General features: G+C 42.8%; 15 protein-coding genes. 10 read left to right on the forward strand and 5 right to left on the reverse strand.

What is annotated here, in order from left to right; translation table 11 throughout:
* The gene (gene uxuA / locus WKT01_RS05915; protein ID WP_340311621.1) at window positions 1–1,068 is read right to left on the reverse strand and encodes a mannonate dehydratase; all 1,068 of its coding nucleotides are present in this window, start codon (window positions 1,066–1,068) and stop codon (window positions 1–3) included.
* Between the two features lie 298 nt (window positions 1,069–1,366).
* Between uxuA and WKT01_RS05920 the strand changes: the two genes are divergently transcribed.
* A complete protein-coding gene (locus WKT01_RS05920; RefSeq protein WP_340311622.1) occupies window positions 1,367–1,987 on the forward strand; it encodes an MATE family efflux transporter in 621 nt (206 codons plus the stop codon).
* Between the two features lie 295 nt (window positions 1,988–2,282).
* On the opposite strand, the gene WKT01_RS05925 is transcribed toward WKT01_RS05920, so the two are convergent.
* Window positions 2,283–3,764, reverse strand: a complete 1,482-nt coding sequence (locus WKT01_RS05925) for a UxaA family hydrolase (protein ID WP_340311623.1) — start codon at window positions 3,762–3,764, stop codon at window positions 2,283–2,285.
* Between the two features lie 287 nt (window positions 3,765–4,051).
* On the opposite strand from WKT01_RS05925, the gene WKT01_RS05930 reads away from it, so the two are divergent.
* The 6 genes from WKT01_RS05930 to uxaC all read left to right on the forward strand — a co-directional run bounded on the left by WKT01_RS05930 (window position 4,052) and on the right by uxaC (window position 9,820).
* Complete coding sequence (locus WKT01_RS05930; RefSeq protein ID WP_059066545.1) at window positions 4,052–5,053, forward strand: LacI family DNA-binding transcriptional regulator; 1,002 nt, start codon at window positions 4,052–4,054, stop codon at window positions 5,051–5,053.
* A 35-nt stretch (window positions 5,054–5,088) separates the two neighbouring features.
* The gene (locus tag WKT01_RS05935; RefSeq protein WP_059066546.1) at window positions 5,089–5,445 is read left to right on the forward strand and encodes a VOC family protein; all 357 of its coding nucleotides are present in this window, start codon (window positions 5,089–5,091) and stop codon (window positions 5,443–5,445) included.
* 17 nt (window positions 5,446–5,462) lie between these two features.
* Window positions 5,463–6,506, forward strand: a complete 1,044-nt coding sequence (locus WKT01_RS05940; protein WP_340311624.1) for a TRAP transporter substrate-binding protein — start codon at window positions 5,463–5,465, stop codon at window positions 6,504–6,506.
* A 1-nt stretch (window position 6,507) separates the two neighbouring features.
* Entirely contained in the window at window positions 6,508–7,008 is a 501-nt protein-coding gene (locus WKT01_RS05945; protein ID WP_340311625.1) for a TRAP transporter small permease, read from the forward strand.
* Between the two features lie 17 nt (window positions 7,009–7,025).
* Window positions 7,026–8,333 carry a TRAP transporter large permease gene (locus tag WKT01_RS05950; RefSeq protein ID WP_059066549.1) on the forward strand — a complete coding sequence of 436 codons (1,308 nt, stop codon included), beginning with the start codon at window positions 7,026–7,028 and terminating at the stop codon, window positions 8,331–8,333.
* Between the two features lie 68 nt (window positions 8,334–8,401).
* Window positions 8,402–9,820, forward strand: a complete 1,419-nt coding sequence (uxaC, locus tag WKT01_RS05955) for a glucuronate isomerase (protein WP_340311719.1) — start codon at window positions 8,402–8,404, stop codon at window positions 9,818–9,820.
* Between the two features lie 234 nt (window positions 9,821–10,054).
* Here the strand turns inward: uxaC and WKT01_RS05960 are convergent, their stop codons facing one another.
* Window positions 10,055–11,287: a PucR family transcriptional regulator gene (locus WKT01_RS05960; protein ID WP_117975482.1), complete on the reverse strand. Its 1,233-nt coding sequence runs from the start codon at window positions 11,285–11,287 to the stop codon at window positions 10,055–10,057.
* 145 nt (window positions 11,288–11,432) lie between these two features.
* Here WKT01_RS05960 and WKT01_RS05965 point away from each other — a divergent pair, with 145 nt between their 5' ends.
* A complete protein-coding gene (locus WKT01_RS05965) occupies window positions 11,433–13,370 on the forward strand; it encodes an oxidoreductase (RefSeq protein ID WP_117975481.1) in 1,938 nt (645 codons plus the stop codon).
* Between the two features lie 56 nt (window positions 13,371–13,426).
* On the opposite strand, the gene WKT01_RS05970 is transcribed toward WKT01_RS05965, so the two are convergent.
* Both WKT01_RS05970 and WKT01_RS05975 read right to left on the reverse strand, forming a co-directional pair.
* The gene (locus WKT01_RS05970) at window positions 13,427–14,296 is read right to left on the reverse strand and encodes a helix-turn-helix domain-containing protein (RefSeq protein WP_059066553.1); all 870 of its coding nucleotides are present in this window, start codon (window positions 14,294–14,296) and stop codon (window positions 13,427–13,429) included.
* Entirely contained in the window at window positions 14,293–15,054 is a 762-nt protein-coding gene (locus tag WKT01_RS05975) for an IclR family transcriptional regulator (protein ID WP_059066554.1), read from the reverse strand. The genes WKT01_RS05970 and WKT01_RS05975 overlap by 4 nt, the downstream gene beginning before the upstream one ends.
* Before the next feature lie 208 nt (window positions 15,055–15,262).
* Here WKT01_RS05975 and WKT01_RS05980 point away from each other — a divergent pair, with 208 nt between their 5' ends.
* Entirely contained in the window at window positions 15,263–15,904 is a 642-nt protein-coding gene (locus tag WKT01_RS05980) for a bifunctional 4-hydroxy-2-oxoglutarate aldolase/2-dehydro-3-deoxy-phosphogluconate aldolase (RefSeq protein ID WP_059066555.1), read from the forward strand.
* A 1-nt stretch (window position 15,905) separates the two neighbouring features.
* A complete protein-coding gene (locus WKT01_RS05985; RefSeq protein WP_059066556.1) occupies window positions 15,906–16,931 on the forward strand; it encodes a sugar kinase in 1,026 nt (341 codons plus the stop codon).
* The last annotated feature ends 69 nt before the right edge of the window (window positions 16,932–17,000 follow it).

Here is a 17,000-nt window from a genome sequence, read left to right on the forward strand (position 1 = left end):
TTATCTTGCTCCTTTCTGGATCGCTTCCCAGAGTCCGTTTAAATACGTAGCTCCAAGCGCTCTGTCATAGAGACCATAACCTGGCATTGCAACTTCTCCCCAGATCATACGGCCGTGATCCGGACGAACCGGGCCGTCAAAACCAATTTCATAGAGAGCTTTCATGATCTCGTACATATCAAAGGTTCCGTCTGTAGAGAGATGTGCGGCTTCTTCAAAATCAGTCGGAGAGTTGAATTTTAAGTTTCTTACATGTGCAAAGTGAATCCTTCCTTTTAAGGAGCGGATCATATCCGGCAGATCATTTTCCAGATTTGTGCCGTAAGAACCGGAGCAGAAGGTCACACCATTGTGCGGGTTATCCACCATCTTCATCATGCGCAGGATATTGGCTTTGTTGATGATGATACGTGGGAGTCCGAATACGCTCCATGCAGGATCGTCCGGATGGATCGCCATGTTGATATCGTATTTGTCACAAGTCGGCATAATGCGTTCCAGGAAGTATTTCAGATTTTCAAACAGCTTTTCATCATCAATATCTTTATACATTTCGAATAATTCTTTAATATGCGCCATACGTTCCGGTTCCCATCCTGGCATGACTGTTCCGTTTGTGTCAGCTGCGATGGAATGGAACATATCTTCCGGATCGATCGCATCTACTGCTTCCTGTGTATAGGCAAGTACAGTAGAACCATCCGGTCTTACGCGGGCAAGTTCAGTACGTGTCCAGTCAAATACAGGCATAAAGTTATAACATACTAGATGGATATCCTCTTGTGCCAGATTTTCTAATGTCTGGATATAATTATCAATGTATTTGTCTCTGTCAGCAGAGCCCACCTTGATCGCATCGTGTATATTTACACTCTCGATACCTGAAATGTGAAGGCCAGAAGCTTCTACTTCTGCTTTCAGTTCATGGATGCGCTCACGGCTCCATACTTCTCCTGGCGCTGTATCATATAGAGTTGTGATGACTCCAGTCACTCCAGGGATCTGGCGGATCTGCTGCAAGGTTACAGTATCAAATTTGCTTCCATACCATCTCAATGTCATTTCCATAGTAAAATACCATCCTTCCTTAGCCAATCTCAATAAAATTGGGGTTCATTTATTTCTATGTCTTTATTATATCCCATTTGCAGAAAAATCAAATTGATGAGATTGCGGGAGATATTGTAAAAGTTGCGGTATTACAATAAAGTATCAAAGAAATAGGGCGAGGCGGCGTCATAGAAAATGACAGGACTTGCTCCGGTCATCAGTATTGGCATATTATCTATACATTTTATTACAAGAAAAAATACATTCCATTTTGTCAGAACTACACCTGCTGGAAAAGATATGGGGGGGTATACTCTTGAGCGGTGTATCGCCATTCCTTACAGAAGCTGCTTCGGGGATTGTTATGTTTTTGTTTAATTTTATCTTACTGCGTATTTCAGGAAATGTAGGTGTTGCGGCTTTTGGTGTTATAACTGTCATATCGCTTGTGGTGATAGCAATGTATACAGGTTTGTCGCAGGGGATCCAACCGATTCTCAGCAGAAGTTATGGCAGCGGAAAGCAAAAGGATGTCAGCAGTATATTAAAATATGCCATGTTCACGATGCTGCTTTTATCAGCTGTGATCTACTTTATCATATTTTTTAAAGCAGCTGCTGTCACCTCTGTGTTTAACAGCGAGCAGGATAGGTTACTGGCAGATTTTGCCGTAAAAGGATTGAGGATTTATTTTACGGCCTGCCCGTTTATAGGGGTTAATATTGTATTGGCAACCTACTTTATTTCAACGGAAAAACCGATTCTTGCACAGAGTATTTCTGCGCTCAGAGGCTTTATCGTTTTGATCCCTATGGCATTTTTACTGTCAGCGATCGGGGGAATGACAGGTGTGTGGTGTGCCTATCCGATGACAGAACTGCTCGTCGCAGCAGCGGCGATCATGCTTTATAAAAATAGAAGGAGTCATTCAATATAAACGTAAGCTGCGAAAGTGTAAGTGAAAAACAAGTATCGGATCCTGTTTCTTTGGGTAATGTTTGCGAATATTTCGGATAAAAATCTTGGATATGCTCACGATTTGGTAATTGGATAAAACAGAATGATCTGTACAGCGCAGATCAGCAGACTGTGCTGCAGAAAAACACAGATACATTGAATTGATTTAGCTGGCAAAAGGGGCGTAGATTCATACGCCCCTTTTCTATTTATCTTCCTATGTCTTTTGTTAATTTGGTCAAGGTTTTTTAGGACTTAAAAGTAAAGACAGATTTTTATAAGGTGACTCCTTGTTTGAAGATCGCCATATCATGGAAACCGGCTTTCTCTGATTTTACTTGTTCACCGGAAGCGACAGAAACTACATAATCAAAAAATTTATCTCGTAGTTCAGGAAGTGTATCTCCTTCAACAAGAGTTCCACAGTTAAAATCAATCCAGTTGTTCTTTTTTTCGAAAAGTGTATTGTTTGTAGAAATCTTTATTGTCGGTACAGGAGAAGCAAAAGGAGTTCCTCTTCCAGTCGTGAACAGGACAATATGTGCGCCTGAGGCTGCCAGCGCGGTGGCTGCGACCAGATCGTTTCCTGGAGCACTTAACAGATTCAAGCCCTTGACTTTAACAGGCTCACCATAAGAAAGAACGCCTGTTACGGCAGCGGTACCTGATTTTTGCGTGCAGCCCATAGACTTGTCTTCCAATGTAGAAATCCCACCCTTTTTATTACCGGGAGATGGATTTTCGTAAATTGTCTGGTTATGCCGCTTGAAATATTCTTTGAAGTCGTTGATCAGATCCACGGTTTGTTCAAACAACTGTTCATCTGCACAACGATTCATCAGCTGGGTCTCGGCGCCAAACATCTCTGGAACCTCGGTCAGAATAGTAGTCCCTCCTTTAGAAATCAACAGGTCGGAAAAGGCACCGACTGTCGGATTGGCTGTAATACCGGACAGACCATCAGAGCCGCCGCATTTCATGCCGATGATCAACTCGCTGCAGCTGATCGGTTCGCGGTGAAAGCTGCCTGCGTATTCTGCAAGCTCGGATAAAAGTTTTAAGGCATCCTCGATCTCGTTATCGGACTCTTGACAGACGAGGAATTTTACACGATTTGGATCATATTCACCAATATATTCTTTTAATATGTCAATATTACTGTTTTCACAGCCAAGACCAAGGACAAGTACTCCGCCTGCATTAGGATGATTGATCAGATTGGCAAGAATCTGCCGGGTGTGTTCCTGGTCATCCCCCATCTGGGAGCATCCATACGGATGTGGAAAAGCGGCAACTGCTTCAACAGAACCCTGGATAAGATCCTGTGCTTTGCGTTCTATAGAGGTGGCAACATTATTTACACATCCTACAGTAGGGATGATCCAAAGTTCGTTGCGAACCCCGACTTTTCCATCAGCGCGGCGAAAACCCTGGAAGAAACGTTCTTCGGTAGGACGAATGTCTGTATCCTGTTTGTTATAAGTATATGTCAATAAATCTCCCAGTCCGGTGCGGATATTCTGGATATGGATCCAACTGCCCACAGCGATGTCTTCTTTGGCAAAACCGATCGGGTATCCATATTTGATGATCTGCTCATCTTTTTTGATGTTGGTGAGAGCAAATTTGTGACCTTGCGGGATGTCTTCTTTTAAGTTAAAAGAGAATGAATCGAAGTTTATAGGGGTTCCAGCTGACAAAGGAGTGAGCGCAACTGCAACACTATCCTTGAGATTGATTTGTAAATATGTTTTCATAACGGCTTCCTTTCGTATTATTTATAGCTGCATAATGTAAGTGCTTACATTTAAGCTACACCATTTTAAAACATACGTCAAGATAAAAACAAAGATGCGGGAAATAATACGAAAAAAATAGCAGAATAGATAAAAATATAAGAATGATTTTGGGAGATTTATATGAAAAAAGGCATTGTAAAGCAAGCGATTATTCTATATAATGAAAGAAAATGTAAGCGGTTTCTCAAATGAGAAAAGCGAAAATATCAATAAGAAGTTATGGCAAGAGCAAGGCGGAGGTACCAGTGAACATTTATGATATAGCAAAAATAGCAGGTGTTTCTATTGCAACGGTTTCCAGAGTGGTAAATGACAGCCCGAGAGTTAGTGAAAAGACAAAACACAGAGTAAGAGCGGTTATGGAAGAATATCATTATACTCCGAATGTGTTTGCGAGAGGACTGGGACTGAACTCTATGCAGACGATCGGGATCATATGTCCGGATGTGGCAGATTCCTATATGGCGTCAGCAGTAGCGTTTTTGGAGAGAAGACTTCGTGAATACGGTTATGACTGTATTTTATATGCCAGCAGTTATAAGCAGAAAAAGAAGGAACAGGCGATCGAATTAATATTAAAAAAAAGGATAGATGCCCTTGTCATGGTTGGGTCGATCTATGCCGGAGGTGAGGAGGACGCCTCTGTCCAATATATCAGAAAGGCAGCAGAAAAGGTGCCGGTATTTTTGATTAACGGACAGTTAAAAGGGGAAAATATATATAGTGTATATAGTGAAGACTGCCAGGCGACTTTTGCTGCCGCCTCTCAGCTGATAGAAGCAGGCAGAAAGAAAATTTTGTTTCTTACAGATTCCCATTCTTACAGTGCTAAGAGAAAGATGGAAGGATATGAGACGGCGCTTAGGAGTCATGGACTGCCTGTGAGAGGAGAATTGAAATTATATGTGCAGAATCAGATACATTATGTGAGGGATATCCTTCTTTCCAGACGGGATCTGGAATTTGACAGTGTACTTGCTACGGATGACGGACTTGCAGTAGGCGCTGTGAAATATGCCCATGCAAAAAAAATGAAGATGCCGGAAGAACTTTCGGTCATCGGATACAATAATTCAGAGCTTTCAGTCTGTTGTGAACCAGAGTTGACGACTATAGATAATACCGGAGAGCGACTTTGTAATATTACGATCGATAATATGATGCGGCTTCTGTGCGGGCAGGAAGATATACCGGCAGAAGTTCCGGTTGCGTGTCATCTGGTGAAACGGTGTACAACAGACTTTTAGCAATTATAGAACTTATAAAAGAGGAGGAAATAAAAATGAACAAATTAGAAGAATTAGGATTTGAACTGCGTCACATTGGGATCAATTGTGCGGATGAAGGAGAGGCGTGCAAGGTAGCGGGCAGATTTGATGAGATTTTCGGATTTGCAAAAAAAGTGGGAAATAGCTCTGTATTTGCCGGAACAGCAGTGGAAGCGATGAAGAAGCCTTATCTTGGAGAAAAAGGACACATTGCGATCGGAACTACAGATATAGAGAAGGCAGTTGCTTACTTGGAAGAACAAGGTGTAGAGATAGATATGGAGACTGCGAAGTATAAAAACGAAAAACTGACAGCTGTATATATCAAAGAAGAAATAGGCGGATTTGCGGTACATCTGGTACAGAAATGATACGAAAGGAGGAAAAAATGAGGGCGATCAAGAGAATGATATCAGCAGGACTCTGCGCAGCGCTGCTTTTGGGCACGGCGGGGTGCGCATCTTCATCAGGAGGGACAGCTTTCACGGATGGAAAGAGAATTATCCGCATTTCCCACGGACAGTCGGAGACGCATCCGGAGCATATTGGTCTGCTTGCGTTCAAAGAATATGTAGAGGAAAACCTCGGAGATGAATATGAAGTGCAGATCTTTCCAAATGAAATTTTAGGAAGCGCGCAAAAGGCAATTGAATTGACGCAGACAGGCGCGATTGATTTTGTTGTGGCGGGAACTGCCAATCTGGAGACATTTGCGGATGTATACGAGATCTTCAGTATGCCCTATTTGTTTACCTCAGAGGAAGCATATCATGAAACAATGGAAGACACAGGGTATATGGAAAAGATATATGAATCAACGGATGACGCGGGCTTTCGTGTGCTGACATGGTATAATGCCGGAACAAGAAATTTTTATGCGACAAAACCAATCTATGAACCGGGAGATCTAAAAGGCTTGAAGATCCGTGTGCAGCAAAGTCCGGCCAGTGTTTCTATGATGCAGGCATTTGGAGCGGCAGCTTCGCCTATGAGCTTTGGTGAAGTATATACGGCGATCCAGCAGGGTGTGATTGACGGAGCAGAGAACAATGAACTGGCATTGACGAACAATAAGCACGGAGAGGTCGCAAAATATTATTCCTATAATATGCATCAGATGGTTCCAGATATGCTGATAGGAAATTTGAAATTTCTGGAAAGCTTAAGTGAAAAAGAACTGGAGATATTCCAGGAAGCGGCACGTATTTCGACAGAAGTGGAAATGGAAGAGTGGGACACACAGGCACAGGAAGCAAAAGAGTATGCCGAAAGTGAGATGGGTGTAGAATTTATCGAAGTGGATGTAGACAAATTTAAAGAGAAGGTAGAACCACTCCATGAGAAGATGCTGAAAGAAAACCCCCATATCCAGGATATTTATGATCATATCCAGGAAATCAATGCGAAGGCCGAAGCAGAGGAGGGAAAATAAAATGGAAGTGTTAAAGAAAATCCGAAAAGGACTGGATAATCTACTGACCTTTTTATGCGTATTTCTATTTGCGGCAATGGTGATCATCGGGACATATCAGATCGTGGTACGGTACTTTTTTAACAGTCCGAGTACAGTTTCCGAAGAATTACTAACCTATAGTTTTACATGGATGGCCTTATTTTCCGGGGCTCTCGTGTTTGGGAAACGCGATCATATGAGAATGGGATTTCTGGCGGATAAACTGACGGGAAAGAAGCGGATGATACTGGAAATTGTGATTGAAGTGCTGATCTTTCTTTTTACCCTGGCTGTGCTTGTGATCGGAGGCATAACCATCACAAAACTGCAGTTCGCGCAGGTAACGGCGTCCCTGGGTATTCCAATGGGGGCAGTGTATCTCGTGCTTCCGTTTAGCGGCATTGTGATCCTCATATATAATATACTGAATCTGATAGATATAGTGAAGGCAAAAGGCCAAATTTCGCGGCAGGAAGAATAAGGAGGGAGGAAAAATATATGGATATTGCAGTATTAAGCGGCTTGATCATATTGATATTACTGATTATTATGCTGATAGCGGGTGTTCCGATCGCAGTGGCGCTTGGTATATCGTCGATCTGTGCGATCCTGCCTGTCATGTCTTTCGATATCGCAGTTGTTACAGGCGCACAGCGCATATTTTCCGGTATTTCCGTATTTTCCCTGCTTGCTATACCATTCTTTATCTTAGCAGGAAATATCATGAACAAAGGTGGGATCGCCATCCGGCTGATCAATCTTGCCAAATTATTGTGTGGACGAGCTCCTGGCGCGTTGGCGCAGACCAATGTTGTGGCGAATATGCTTTTCGGAGCTATCTCCGGTTCGGGTACGGCGGCAGCATCGGCGATGGGTTCTATTATCGGACCTGTAGAGGAAGAAGAAGGATATGACAGAAACTTTTCCGCGGCAGCGAATATCGCGACTGCGCCGACCGGACTTCTTATCCCGCCGAGCAATGTTATGATCACATTCTCCCTTGTCAGTGGAGGAACCTCTGTTGCAGCTTTGTTTATGGCGGGGTATATCCCAGGTATTTTGTGGGGACTTGCGTGTATGTTGGTGATCTTCGTGCTGGCAAAGAGAAATGGATACATCAGCACAGTGAAGATGACGGGAAAAGAAAAATTAAAAGTATTTTTACAAGCACTGCCGTGTCTGCTCTTGATCGTTATCGTGATCGGAGGGATCATAGCGGGAATCTTTACCGCGACAGAAGGGTCTGTTGTGGCGGTTGTGTATAGCCTTATACTTTCTTTGTTTTTCTATAAATCTATTAAACTAAAAGATCTGCCGAAAATTTTTAAAGACAGCGCTGAAATGACAGGGATCATTATTTTCCTGATCGGTGTATCCAGTATCATGTCATGGATCATGGCATTTACACAGATTCCGACAGCGATTTCCAGTGCTTTGCTGGGATTGACGGATAATAAATATATTATCCTGCTGATCATTAATATTTTGCTGTTGTTTGTAGGTACTTTTATGGATATGACACCGGCATGCTTGATTTTTACACCGATTTTTCTGCCGGTATGTACAGCGCTCGGAATGAATACAGTTCATTTCGGCATTATGATGATATTCAATCTGTGCATCGGCACGATCACACCGCCAGTTGGAACGACACTGTTTGTCGGAGTAAAAGTCGGCAAAGTCAAGATAGAAACGGTATTCAGGCAGCTTTTGCTATATTTTGCAGCGATATTTGCCGTATTGCTGCTTGTCACGTATATTCCGCAGTTATCCTTGTGGCTGCCAAGTCTGATGGGATACGTATAAAAATATAGAAAGCACAAAATAAGGTAATATTTTAAAATCATAAGTTAAAAGACAGGAGAGATTGGATGATGAAACAATTTATGGATAAAGATTTTTTACTTCGTACAGAGACGGCAAAGGAGCTGTATCATGACTATGCGGCTAAAACACCGATCCTTGACTATCACTGCCATATTAACCCGCAGGAGATTGCAGAGGACAGAAAATTTGAAAATATCACACAGGTATGGCTTGGGGGAGATCATTATAAATGGCGTCTGATGCGTTCCAATGGTGTGGAGGAAAAATATATCACAGGCGATGCGTCTGATCGGGAAAAATTCCAAAAATGGGCGGAAACGTTGGAGCGTGGGATCGGAAATCCGCTGTATCACTGGAGCCATCTGGAATTACAAAGATATTTTGGATATTATGGTGTACTGAACGGAAAAACGGCAGAGGAGGTATGGAATCTCTGCAATGAGAAATTACAGCAAGATTCGATGAGTGTGCGGAATCTGATCAGCCAGTCAGGTGTCACTTTGTTATGTACAACAGATGATCCGGCCGATTCTCTTGAATGGCATAAAGTATTAAAGGCAGATGACAGTTTTACTGTGCAGGTACTTCCGGCATGGCGTCCGGACAAGGCAATGGGAATTGAAAAATCGACCTTTGCAGAGTACATAAAGACTCTTGGAACGGTAAGCGGCATGGAGATCGGTACATTTGCGGATATGAAAAAGGCATTGGAAAAAAGAGCAGAATTTTTCCATGAGATGGGATGCCGCGCTTCCGATCATGCACTGGAGTATGTGATGTATGTACCAGCATCAGAAGAAGAAATAGAGTCTATATTTGCGAAGAAACTTTCTGGAAGTGAGCTGACAAAAGAAGAAGTGCTGAAATATAAGACGGCATTTATGCTTTTTGTGGGCGGTCTGTATAACAGGCTTGGATGGGCGATGCAGCTCCATTACGGATGCAAGAGAGACAACAATACGCCTATGTATGAAAAAATGGGGCCGGATACAGGATTTGACTGTATCAACAATTATGCACCTTCCGGTCAGATGGCTGACTTTTTGGATGCATTAAACAAAACGGGTGATCTGCCGAAGACGATCATATACAGCCTGAATCCAAACGATGATGAAGCAATCGGAACGATCCTTGGCTGTTTCCAGGACTCCAGCGCAGCTGCAAAAATACAGCAAGGCTCTGCATGGTGGTTTAATGACCATAAGGTGGGGATGACAAAACAACTGACATCCCTTGCAAATCTTGGCTGTCTGAGCAATTTTGTGGGTATGCTGACGGATTCCAGAAGTTTTCTGTCCTATGCGAGACATGAATATTTCAGAAGGATACTCTGCGATCTGTTTGGTACATGGGTAGAAAACGGAGAATATCCAAAAGATATGGAAGTACTTGGCGGTATTGTCAAAGACATCTCTTACAATAATGCAGTGAGATATTTTGGCTTTGACCTGGAAGAGGTAAAATAATATAAAACAGAAAAACCAGAAAAAGACATCCCCGTTCTCTGCTATGAACGGTGGATGTCTTTTTTTTTGTGGCGCGCCTGGCGGCACACATTTCTAATGGGTAAAAGTCCATGTTCCAAAAGATTCGATGGAGAAAGTATAATCTCATTCTGTTCGATGTGCAGAAATATCCAAAGAAACAAACGAAAAGTTTGAGAGAAAAGTAAATAAAATACGTATTTACCTCCTGCCGATTTAAATCTTACGACTGTACCAGCGGATCAGTTTGGATGAAAGATAAAAATCAAATAAAAAATTAGGAGCATATATATCTCCGGCGATCTCTTTGATCTTTTGTAAATGAAGACGCACTGTATTTCTGTGTACATAGAGAGCTTCTGCTGTCTGATTGATATTCCCCCATTTTTCTATAAATGTCTCCAAGGTATGCGTATATTCTGTATCATGTTCTTTATCAAATGCCCGCAGGAGACTGTAACCACGACTGAGCAGACCCTCGTCACAATATTGGGCAGGGATTCGATTTAAGACGTGGCTCAGGAAATCATCATCATACTGAAAAAGCTGATATTCTCCGGGATTATGCACTTGTGCGATCGTGGCAGATTCTAAGGCAAGGGTATAATGGTAGGGGAGTGCGGTAAGTGTATGGAAATATCTGCCTGCGCCTGCCTGCAGCCGGTTATGTTTTAATATAGAATTAAGTTGGCGGTATGCGAGAGCAAAGTCAGCCTCTTTTCGGGCATTGAGCAAAACAATCAGATTCCCAGAATATTCTGTGACTGTGCAGATCGGCAGTGTGTTCATGATATCCCGCTTTAAATATTTTTGAAAGTAAGAACTTGTATCAGAAGGATGGAACAGGATGACGATAATGGAAAAAAGAGACAGCGGTTTCCATTTTGCGGATAATAGACGATCTTCTAAAATAGAGGGCTCCCTAAGGTTTTGGTGCAGGAGATCCTGGATGATATTTGCTTTAATACTGTCATTTTCTTCATAGATCAGCGGACTCTGCTGCAAAAGGATGGAAAGGATCTGGCAAAGAGTATCTAAAAGGAACTTGGTCTCTTCTGTAATCTTGCTGGTCAACTGATAGATACCAATATAAGCGATCGTCTTATCCTTTGCCTCTATACGTTGTATCAGGCGGGGAATATCCTTTCCTACACTGAAATTGATCCATGTAGAGCCAGAGGCGGTATGGACTGCCGAAGTGACGCCGGTACTTTTAAAATTGTCGATAGAATCAGCGCTGCAATATCCATATTTGGAACAAAATTGCCAAATTGGATCGGGATTTTCTACACCGGTAGTATTGATCAGCGAAATAACTTTATAACCGGCTGTAGTCAAAATGATCGGGTTGTGAAAAAGTTCTCCGGCCGTATGCAAAACTGTTTCCAGACCGTAAGGAAGGCACTCATATAATGCGAGGCGTTCTTTTACATTTTGTTCGAGATTCAATAGACTTCCTCCTTCTGTATGAAGTGTGCATAATGCACTATAAATTATATATATTATGGCATTAAGCACATAGGATAGTCAACTTAAATACTGTAAAATAAAAAATAGAATACACGCAGCAAAATGAAAAGGAGGGAACAGGATAATGAATAACAATTATTCACATTTGCTTTCAAGAGGGCAGATCGGAAAGCTAAAATTAAAGAACCGTATGGTAATGGCTCCAATGGGAACTTTTTCAGAGAACCGTGACGGTTATCCATCTAAGGCGCAGATCGAGTATTATGCAGAACGTGCAAAAGGCGGTTTGGGGATGATCATTACAGAAGTACAGTATGTAACGAACAAGACAGATCCCTGGATCGATTACATTACGACAGCGGGTACGGATGAACAGATGAAAGGCTGGGCGCTTTTGACAGAAGCGATCCATGCGCATGATTGTAAGGTATGTATTCAGTTGGGATGCGGGCTGGGGAGAAACGCATTTCCATTTTCGTCGGATCAGATGGTCTCCGCGTCCGCGGTTCCGTCATTTTATTTTCCAGATCAGTTGTGCCGTCCGTTTACTATTGAAGAAATCAAAGATATTATCGAAAAATTCCGCCTTGCCGGGCGGCATGCGGTCATAGCTGAGGCAGACGCGATTGAGATACACGCACACAGCGGTTATATTCTGGATCAGTTTATGACACCGGCATGGAATAAAAGAACAGATGAATATGGCGGAAGCTTTGAAAATCGTATGAGATTGGTGAGAGAAATTTATGAAGTGCTGCGTGAGGAAGTGGGACCGGATTTCCCGATCCTGCTCAGAATGGGTGCCTACCATGACTTTGAGGGAGGCCGTACGCTGGAAGAAAGTATAGAGATCGCCAAATATCTGGAAGATCTGGGCATTGATGCTCTGGATGTAGACTTGGGCTGCTATGAGAGAAAACAATGGATCGTTCCGTCCATCTATGCAGGGGATAGTTGTATGGCAGAGGCTGCGTCCCGCATAAAGGAAGCGGTACATATCCCGGTTTTGAATGCAGGCAACCATACGCCGGAAACAGCAGAACAGTTAATAAAAGAAGGTAAAATAGATTTTGCCATGTTTGGAAGACAGGTAGTGGCAGATCCATATATGCCGGAAAAATTGCGCTGGAATGAAAGAGAAGACGTAAGACCTTGTATTTTGTGCAATGAAGTCTGTGTACGTCGGTTATATGAAAATAGAGTCATTTCCTGCGCGGTGAATCCGCAGGCAGTATTTGAAGCAAATTATCCTCTGACACCGGCTGCGCATACTCGAAAAGTGGCTGTTATCGGCGGAGGTCCCGGAGGAATGGAAGCAGCACGTGTGGCTGCTGTCAGAGGACATGAGGTGACTCTGTATGAGAAATCGGGAGAGTTGGGCGGACAGCTGTTGGCAGCGTATACACCGCCGTTTAAGTCCAGACTTAGAGAATTTGTAAAATGGCAGAAATTACAACTTGAGAAAGTAGGCGTACAGGTTTGTCTACATACAGAGATCACGGAAGAATCTGAAGAATTAAAAGAGGCAGATCAGATCATTGCGGCAGTTGGAGCAACAGCGATTTGTCCGCCGATCCCGGGTATAGACGCAGAAAATGTAGTGGACGTACTAGATGCGCATACACAGCCGGAACGAATAAAAGGCGAGACTATATTGGTAGCCGGCGGAGGACTTTCTGGTTGTGATTATGCTTTGGAAATGGCTATGCAGGGCAGAAAAGTTATGATCGTTGAGATGAAAGAGGAGATTGCACAGGATGCATTGCTGGATAATCGAAATCCATTGCTGTTTAAACTGGAAGATTATGGTGTGAAAATGTATACAAATTGTAAGATAACGCAGATCACACCGGAAGGGATCCATGCTGTATACAATGGAGAAGAAACAGAAATCAAGGCAGATACTATTGTAACAGCATTTGGCATGAAAAGCCGTCTGGAATTAGCAGATAAGATTGCCGATAAATATCCCAATACGTCGATCGTTGGAGACTGTGGCAAGATCGGACAGGTGGCGCAGGCAGTCCGCGGAGGATTCTTTGCCGGATGGGCAGTCAGATAGGAGCAGAATAAAAAACGGGAGCGTTGCAAAATCTTTTGATGGAGCAAAGCTCCCGTTTAGCTTTGCGTTTGTATATGCCGGCCTTCTCTGGGAGAAAAACCGAATTCTTTTTTAAATGCACGATAAAAGCTGGAATATTCTTTAAAGCCGAATTTGAGGTAGACCTCGCTGATGTTTTCTCCGCTTTGTATTGCGTTTTGGCAGGCAGCAAGCCGCTTTTTTAAGATATACTGGTGCACAGAGAGACCCATATTTTCTTTGAATACATGTGCGATATGGTATTTGCTTAAATAAAATATTTCGGAGAGTTTTTCGAGAGAGAGATCTTCTTCTATATGGTCTTCAATGTAATACAGGAGGTTTTGATACAGATTTTGTCTGCCTCTGACCTCTTTAGGATTTTCCTGTTCATGGGCCTGACGGTTTAAATGGAGCAGAAGATCATTTACGCAGAGGGAAACCTGTGCCGCATGACCAAAACGATCAGAACGGCTCTCCTCGATCAGACGTAGTACCTTGGACTGTACAGCATTAAAGGCAATGACATCATTATGAAAAATATAACGTTTCATGACCTGCGCACGCTGCATTAAATAGAGATAGTCCGGGGAAAGGGAGAGCAGACGGCTGCAATACTCTTCACTGATCCAGAGCACAAAGCGGCGATAAGGCTGTTCATGACTGTTTATGATGGCATAATGGTGTACTTTCGGCGGGATAAGGACAACATCCCCCTGTTTTAGAAGAAAGGAGGAGTCTTCTATGATCATTGTTACGTCTCCCTCCAGGAAAAAATAAAATTCATAGTACGTATGCGCGTGATTTTCTACTCTGTTCAAATGACGGGTACTATAATAATAGATCTCAAAATCTCGTGACAACATATACTGCCGGGTACTGAAGGCGGTCTGAAGATTTTTTTTCATGGGCACAGCTCACTTTCCATCTGTTCTTTTGTTTTTAGCACATAGTGGGACAATTCTTGGATACGGTCATTATCCATGCGGTTGACTGGCGCGGAAATACTGAAAGCATAGCGTACTTTACCTGCGTGGTCTTTTAAACTTGCGGCGATACAGCGGACGCCAGTCTCGTTTTCTTCGTTATCCAGTGCATATCCCCGTTTACGGACGTCAGATAGGTTCTCTTTAAATTGTTCAAAATTTGTGATCGTATAAGGCGTCATGCGGACAATGGAGCTTCTTTCCCAGATATCCCTTACTTCCTGCTCAGGAAGGTGAGCGGCGATCGCTTTGCCGACACCAGAACAATAAAGAGGAATACGGCTGCCGATCCTGGATACCATCTGGATCCCGTTGGTGAAAGATTCTACCTTATCTATATAGACGGCGTCCAGACCATCTCGTTCCACAAAGTGGACCGTCTCTTTTGTGTTTTCCACCAAATCTCTTAAATGCGGACGGACAAGATTGACAATGTCCACTTTGCCCATGATCTTATTAGACATGTCTACAATTTTAAAGGTAGGTTCATATTTGCCGTTCACTTCATTTTGCCTCGCATATCCCATATAAATGAGAGAATTTAAAACTCTGTGTACGGTACTTTTATTTAGCTGCAGGCTGCTGCTGATCTCCATCAGACCAAGAGAACCTTTATCAGCCAAAAGCTCCAGCGTCTCAAAAAGCCTGCCGGCAACCTGGATTGGATTCTTGGTTTCCATAAAAAAACACCTCTGTTTCACAATATGAAACAAATTTTATCATATTTTCGAAGTTCGCGCAACTGTTACTTATTCACAAAAGAAATGGCTGTATTTTAAGCAATTTTGATACTTGACTTTTTGCTTTCCGTGAGTATACTAATAAGTATGATGTATCACATCGTGGAACATATTTTCATATTATGAAACTATTGAAGGAGAAATGAAAATGAACGAAGTATTAAAACAAATCGGTGAGATCGGTATTGTTCCAGTAGTTGTTTTAAATGACGCGAAAGACGCAGAGCCTCTCGCACAGGCTCTTTGTGACGGAGGACTTCCATGTGCGGAAGTGACATTCCGTACGGATGCGGCAGAAGAGTCTATCCGTATTATGGCAGAAAAATTTCCGAATATGCTGGTTGGGGCAGGTACTGTGCTGACAACAGAGCAGGTGGATCGTGCAGTAGCAGCAGGCGCAAAGTTTATTGTGAGCCCCGGATTGAATCCGAAGGTTGTAAAATATTGTGTAGAGAAAAATATCCCGATCACACCGGGATGTGCAAACCCAAGCGATGTAGAGCAGGCTTTGGAAAATGGTCTGGAAGTTGTAAAATTTTTCCCGGCAGAACAGGCAGGCGGACTTGCTTATATTAAAGCGATCGCTGCTCCGTATGTAGGAATGAAATTTATGCCTACAGGCGGAATTAATCCAAAGAATGTAAAAGAGTATCTTGCGTGCGATAAGATCCATGCCTGCGGCGGCAGCTGGATGGTAAAAGGTGATCTGGTAAAGGCTGGAGAATTTGACAAGATCAGAGAACTTGTAAAAGAAGCAGTAGAAATTGTAAAAGAAAGCAGAGGAAAATAAAATGGCAAAGAAAGTAATTACATTTGGTGAAATTATGTTGAGACTGGCTCCGGAAGGATATTACCGTTTTGTACAGGCAGATACTTTTGGCGCTACTTATGGCGGAGGAGAAGCAAATGTTGCGGTTTCTCTGGCAAACTATGGCTTTGATGCAAAATTTGTTACAAAGCTGCCAAAACATGAGATTGGACAGGCAGCGGTGAATTCCTTGAGAAAGTATGGAGTAGATACTTCTTATATTGCGCGCGGCGGCGACAGAGTAGGAATCTACTTCCTGGAAAAGGGTGCTTCACAGCGTCCGTCTAAAGTTATCTATGATCGTGCAAATTCTTCGATTGCGACAGCAAGTGCTTCAGACTTTAACTGGAAAGAGATTTTTGACGGCGCAGAATGGTTCCATTTCACAGGCATTACACCGGCGTTGAATGACGACGTGGCAGCAATTTGTCTGGAAGCATGTAAAGCGGCAAAAGAAGCAGGTGTTACCGTTTCCTGCGACTTGAACTACAGAAATAAATTATGGTCTAAAGAAAAAGCAGGTCAAGTAATGGGAGAACTTTGCCAGTATGTAGACGTATGTATCGCAAATGAAGAAGACGCAGCAGATGTATTTGGAATTAAAGCAGCTGATACAGACGTAACAAAGGGTGAAGTAAATCACGAAGGATATAAAGATGTTGCAAAACAGCTGGCTGATAGATTTGGCTTTTCTAAAGTTGCGATCACACTTCGTGAGTCGGTATCTGCAAATGACAATAATTGGTCAGCTATGTTATATGATGGAAAAGACTACTATTTCAGCAAAAAATATAAAATGCACATTGTAGACCGTGTAGGCGGTGGAGACAGCTTTGGAGGCGGTCTGATATGTGCTTCCTTAAACGGATATGATTCTCAGGCTACGATCGAGTTTGCAGTTGCGGCTTCCTGCCTGAAACATTCTATAGAGGGAGACTTCAACATGGTATCTATGGATGAAGTTCTCAAACTGGCAGGCGGAGATGGATCCGGACGTGTCCAAAGATAATGAACCAGCTAACCCATTTTAAATAAAATAGATTAAGTCGAGAGATGCTGTCTGCCATGCAGCATCTCT

Source organism: Mediterraneibacter sp. ICN-202921 (genome assembly GCF_037890075.1).
Lineage (GTDB): Bacteria > Bacillota > Clostridia > Lachnospirales > Lachnospiraceae > Mediterraneibacter > Mediterraneibacter massiliensis.

Coding starts and splice junctions, on each gene's coding strand:
- uxuA (WP_340311621.1), bottom strand. CDS start 1,068: ATGGAAATGACATTGAGATGGTATGGAAGCAAATTTGATACTGTAACC.
- WKT01_RS05925 (WP_340311623.1), bottom strand. CDS start 3,764: ATGAAAACATATTTACAAATCAATCTCAAGGATAGTGTTGCAGTTGCG.
- WKT01_RS05935 (WP_059066546.1), top strand. CDS start 5,089: ATGAACAAATTAGAAGAATTAGGATTTGAACTGCGTCACATTGGGATC.
- WKT01_RS05940 (WP_340311624.1), top strand. CDS start 5,463: ATGAGGGCGATCAAGAGAATGATATCAGCAGGACTCTGCGCAGCGCTG.
- WKT01_RS05945 (WP_340311625.1), top strand. CDS start 6,508: ATGGAAGTGTTAAAGAAAATCCGAAAAGGACTGGATAATCTACTGACC.
- WKT01_RS05950 (WP_059066549.1), top strand. CDS start 7,026: ATGGATATTGCAGTATTAAGCGGCTTGATCATATTGATATTACTGATT.
- uxaC (WP_340311719.1), top strand. CDS start 8,402: ATGAAACAATTTATGGATAAAGATTTTTTACTTCGTACAGAGACGGCA.
- WKT01_RS05965 (WP_117975481.1), top strand. CDS start 11,433: ATGAATAACAATTATTCACATTTGCTTTCAAGAGGGCAGATCGGAAAG.
- WKT01_RS05970 (WP_059066553.1), bottom strand. CDS start 14,296: ATGAAAAAAAATCTTCAGACCGCCTTCAGTACCCGGCAGTATATGTTG.
- WKT01_RS05975 (WP_059066554.1), bottom strand. CDS start 15,054: ATGGAAACCAAGAATCCAATCCAGGTTGCCGGCAGGCTTTTTGAGACG.
- WKT01_RS05980 (WP_059066555.1), top strand. CDS start 15,263: ATGAACGAAGTATTAAAACAAATCGGTGAGATCGGTATTGTTCCAGTA.
- WKT01_RS05985 (WP_059066556.1), top strand. CDS start 15,906: ATGGCAAAGAAAGTAATTACATTTGGTGAAATTATGTTGAGACTGGCT.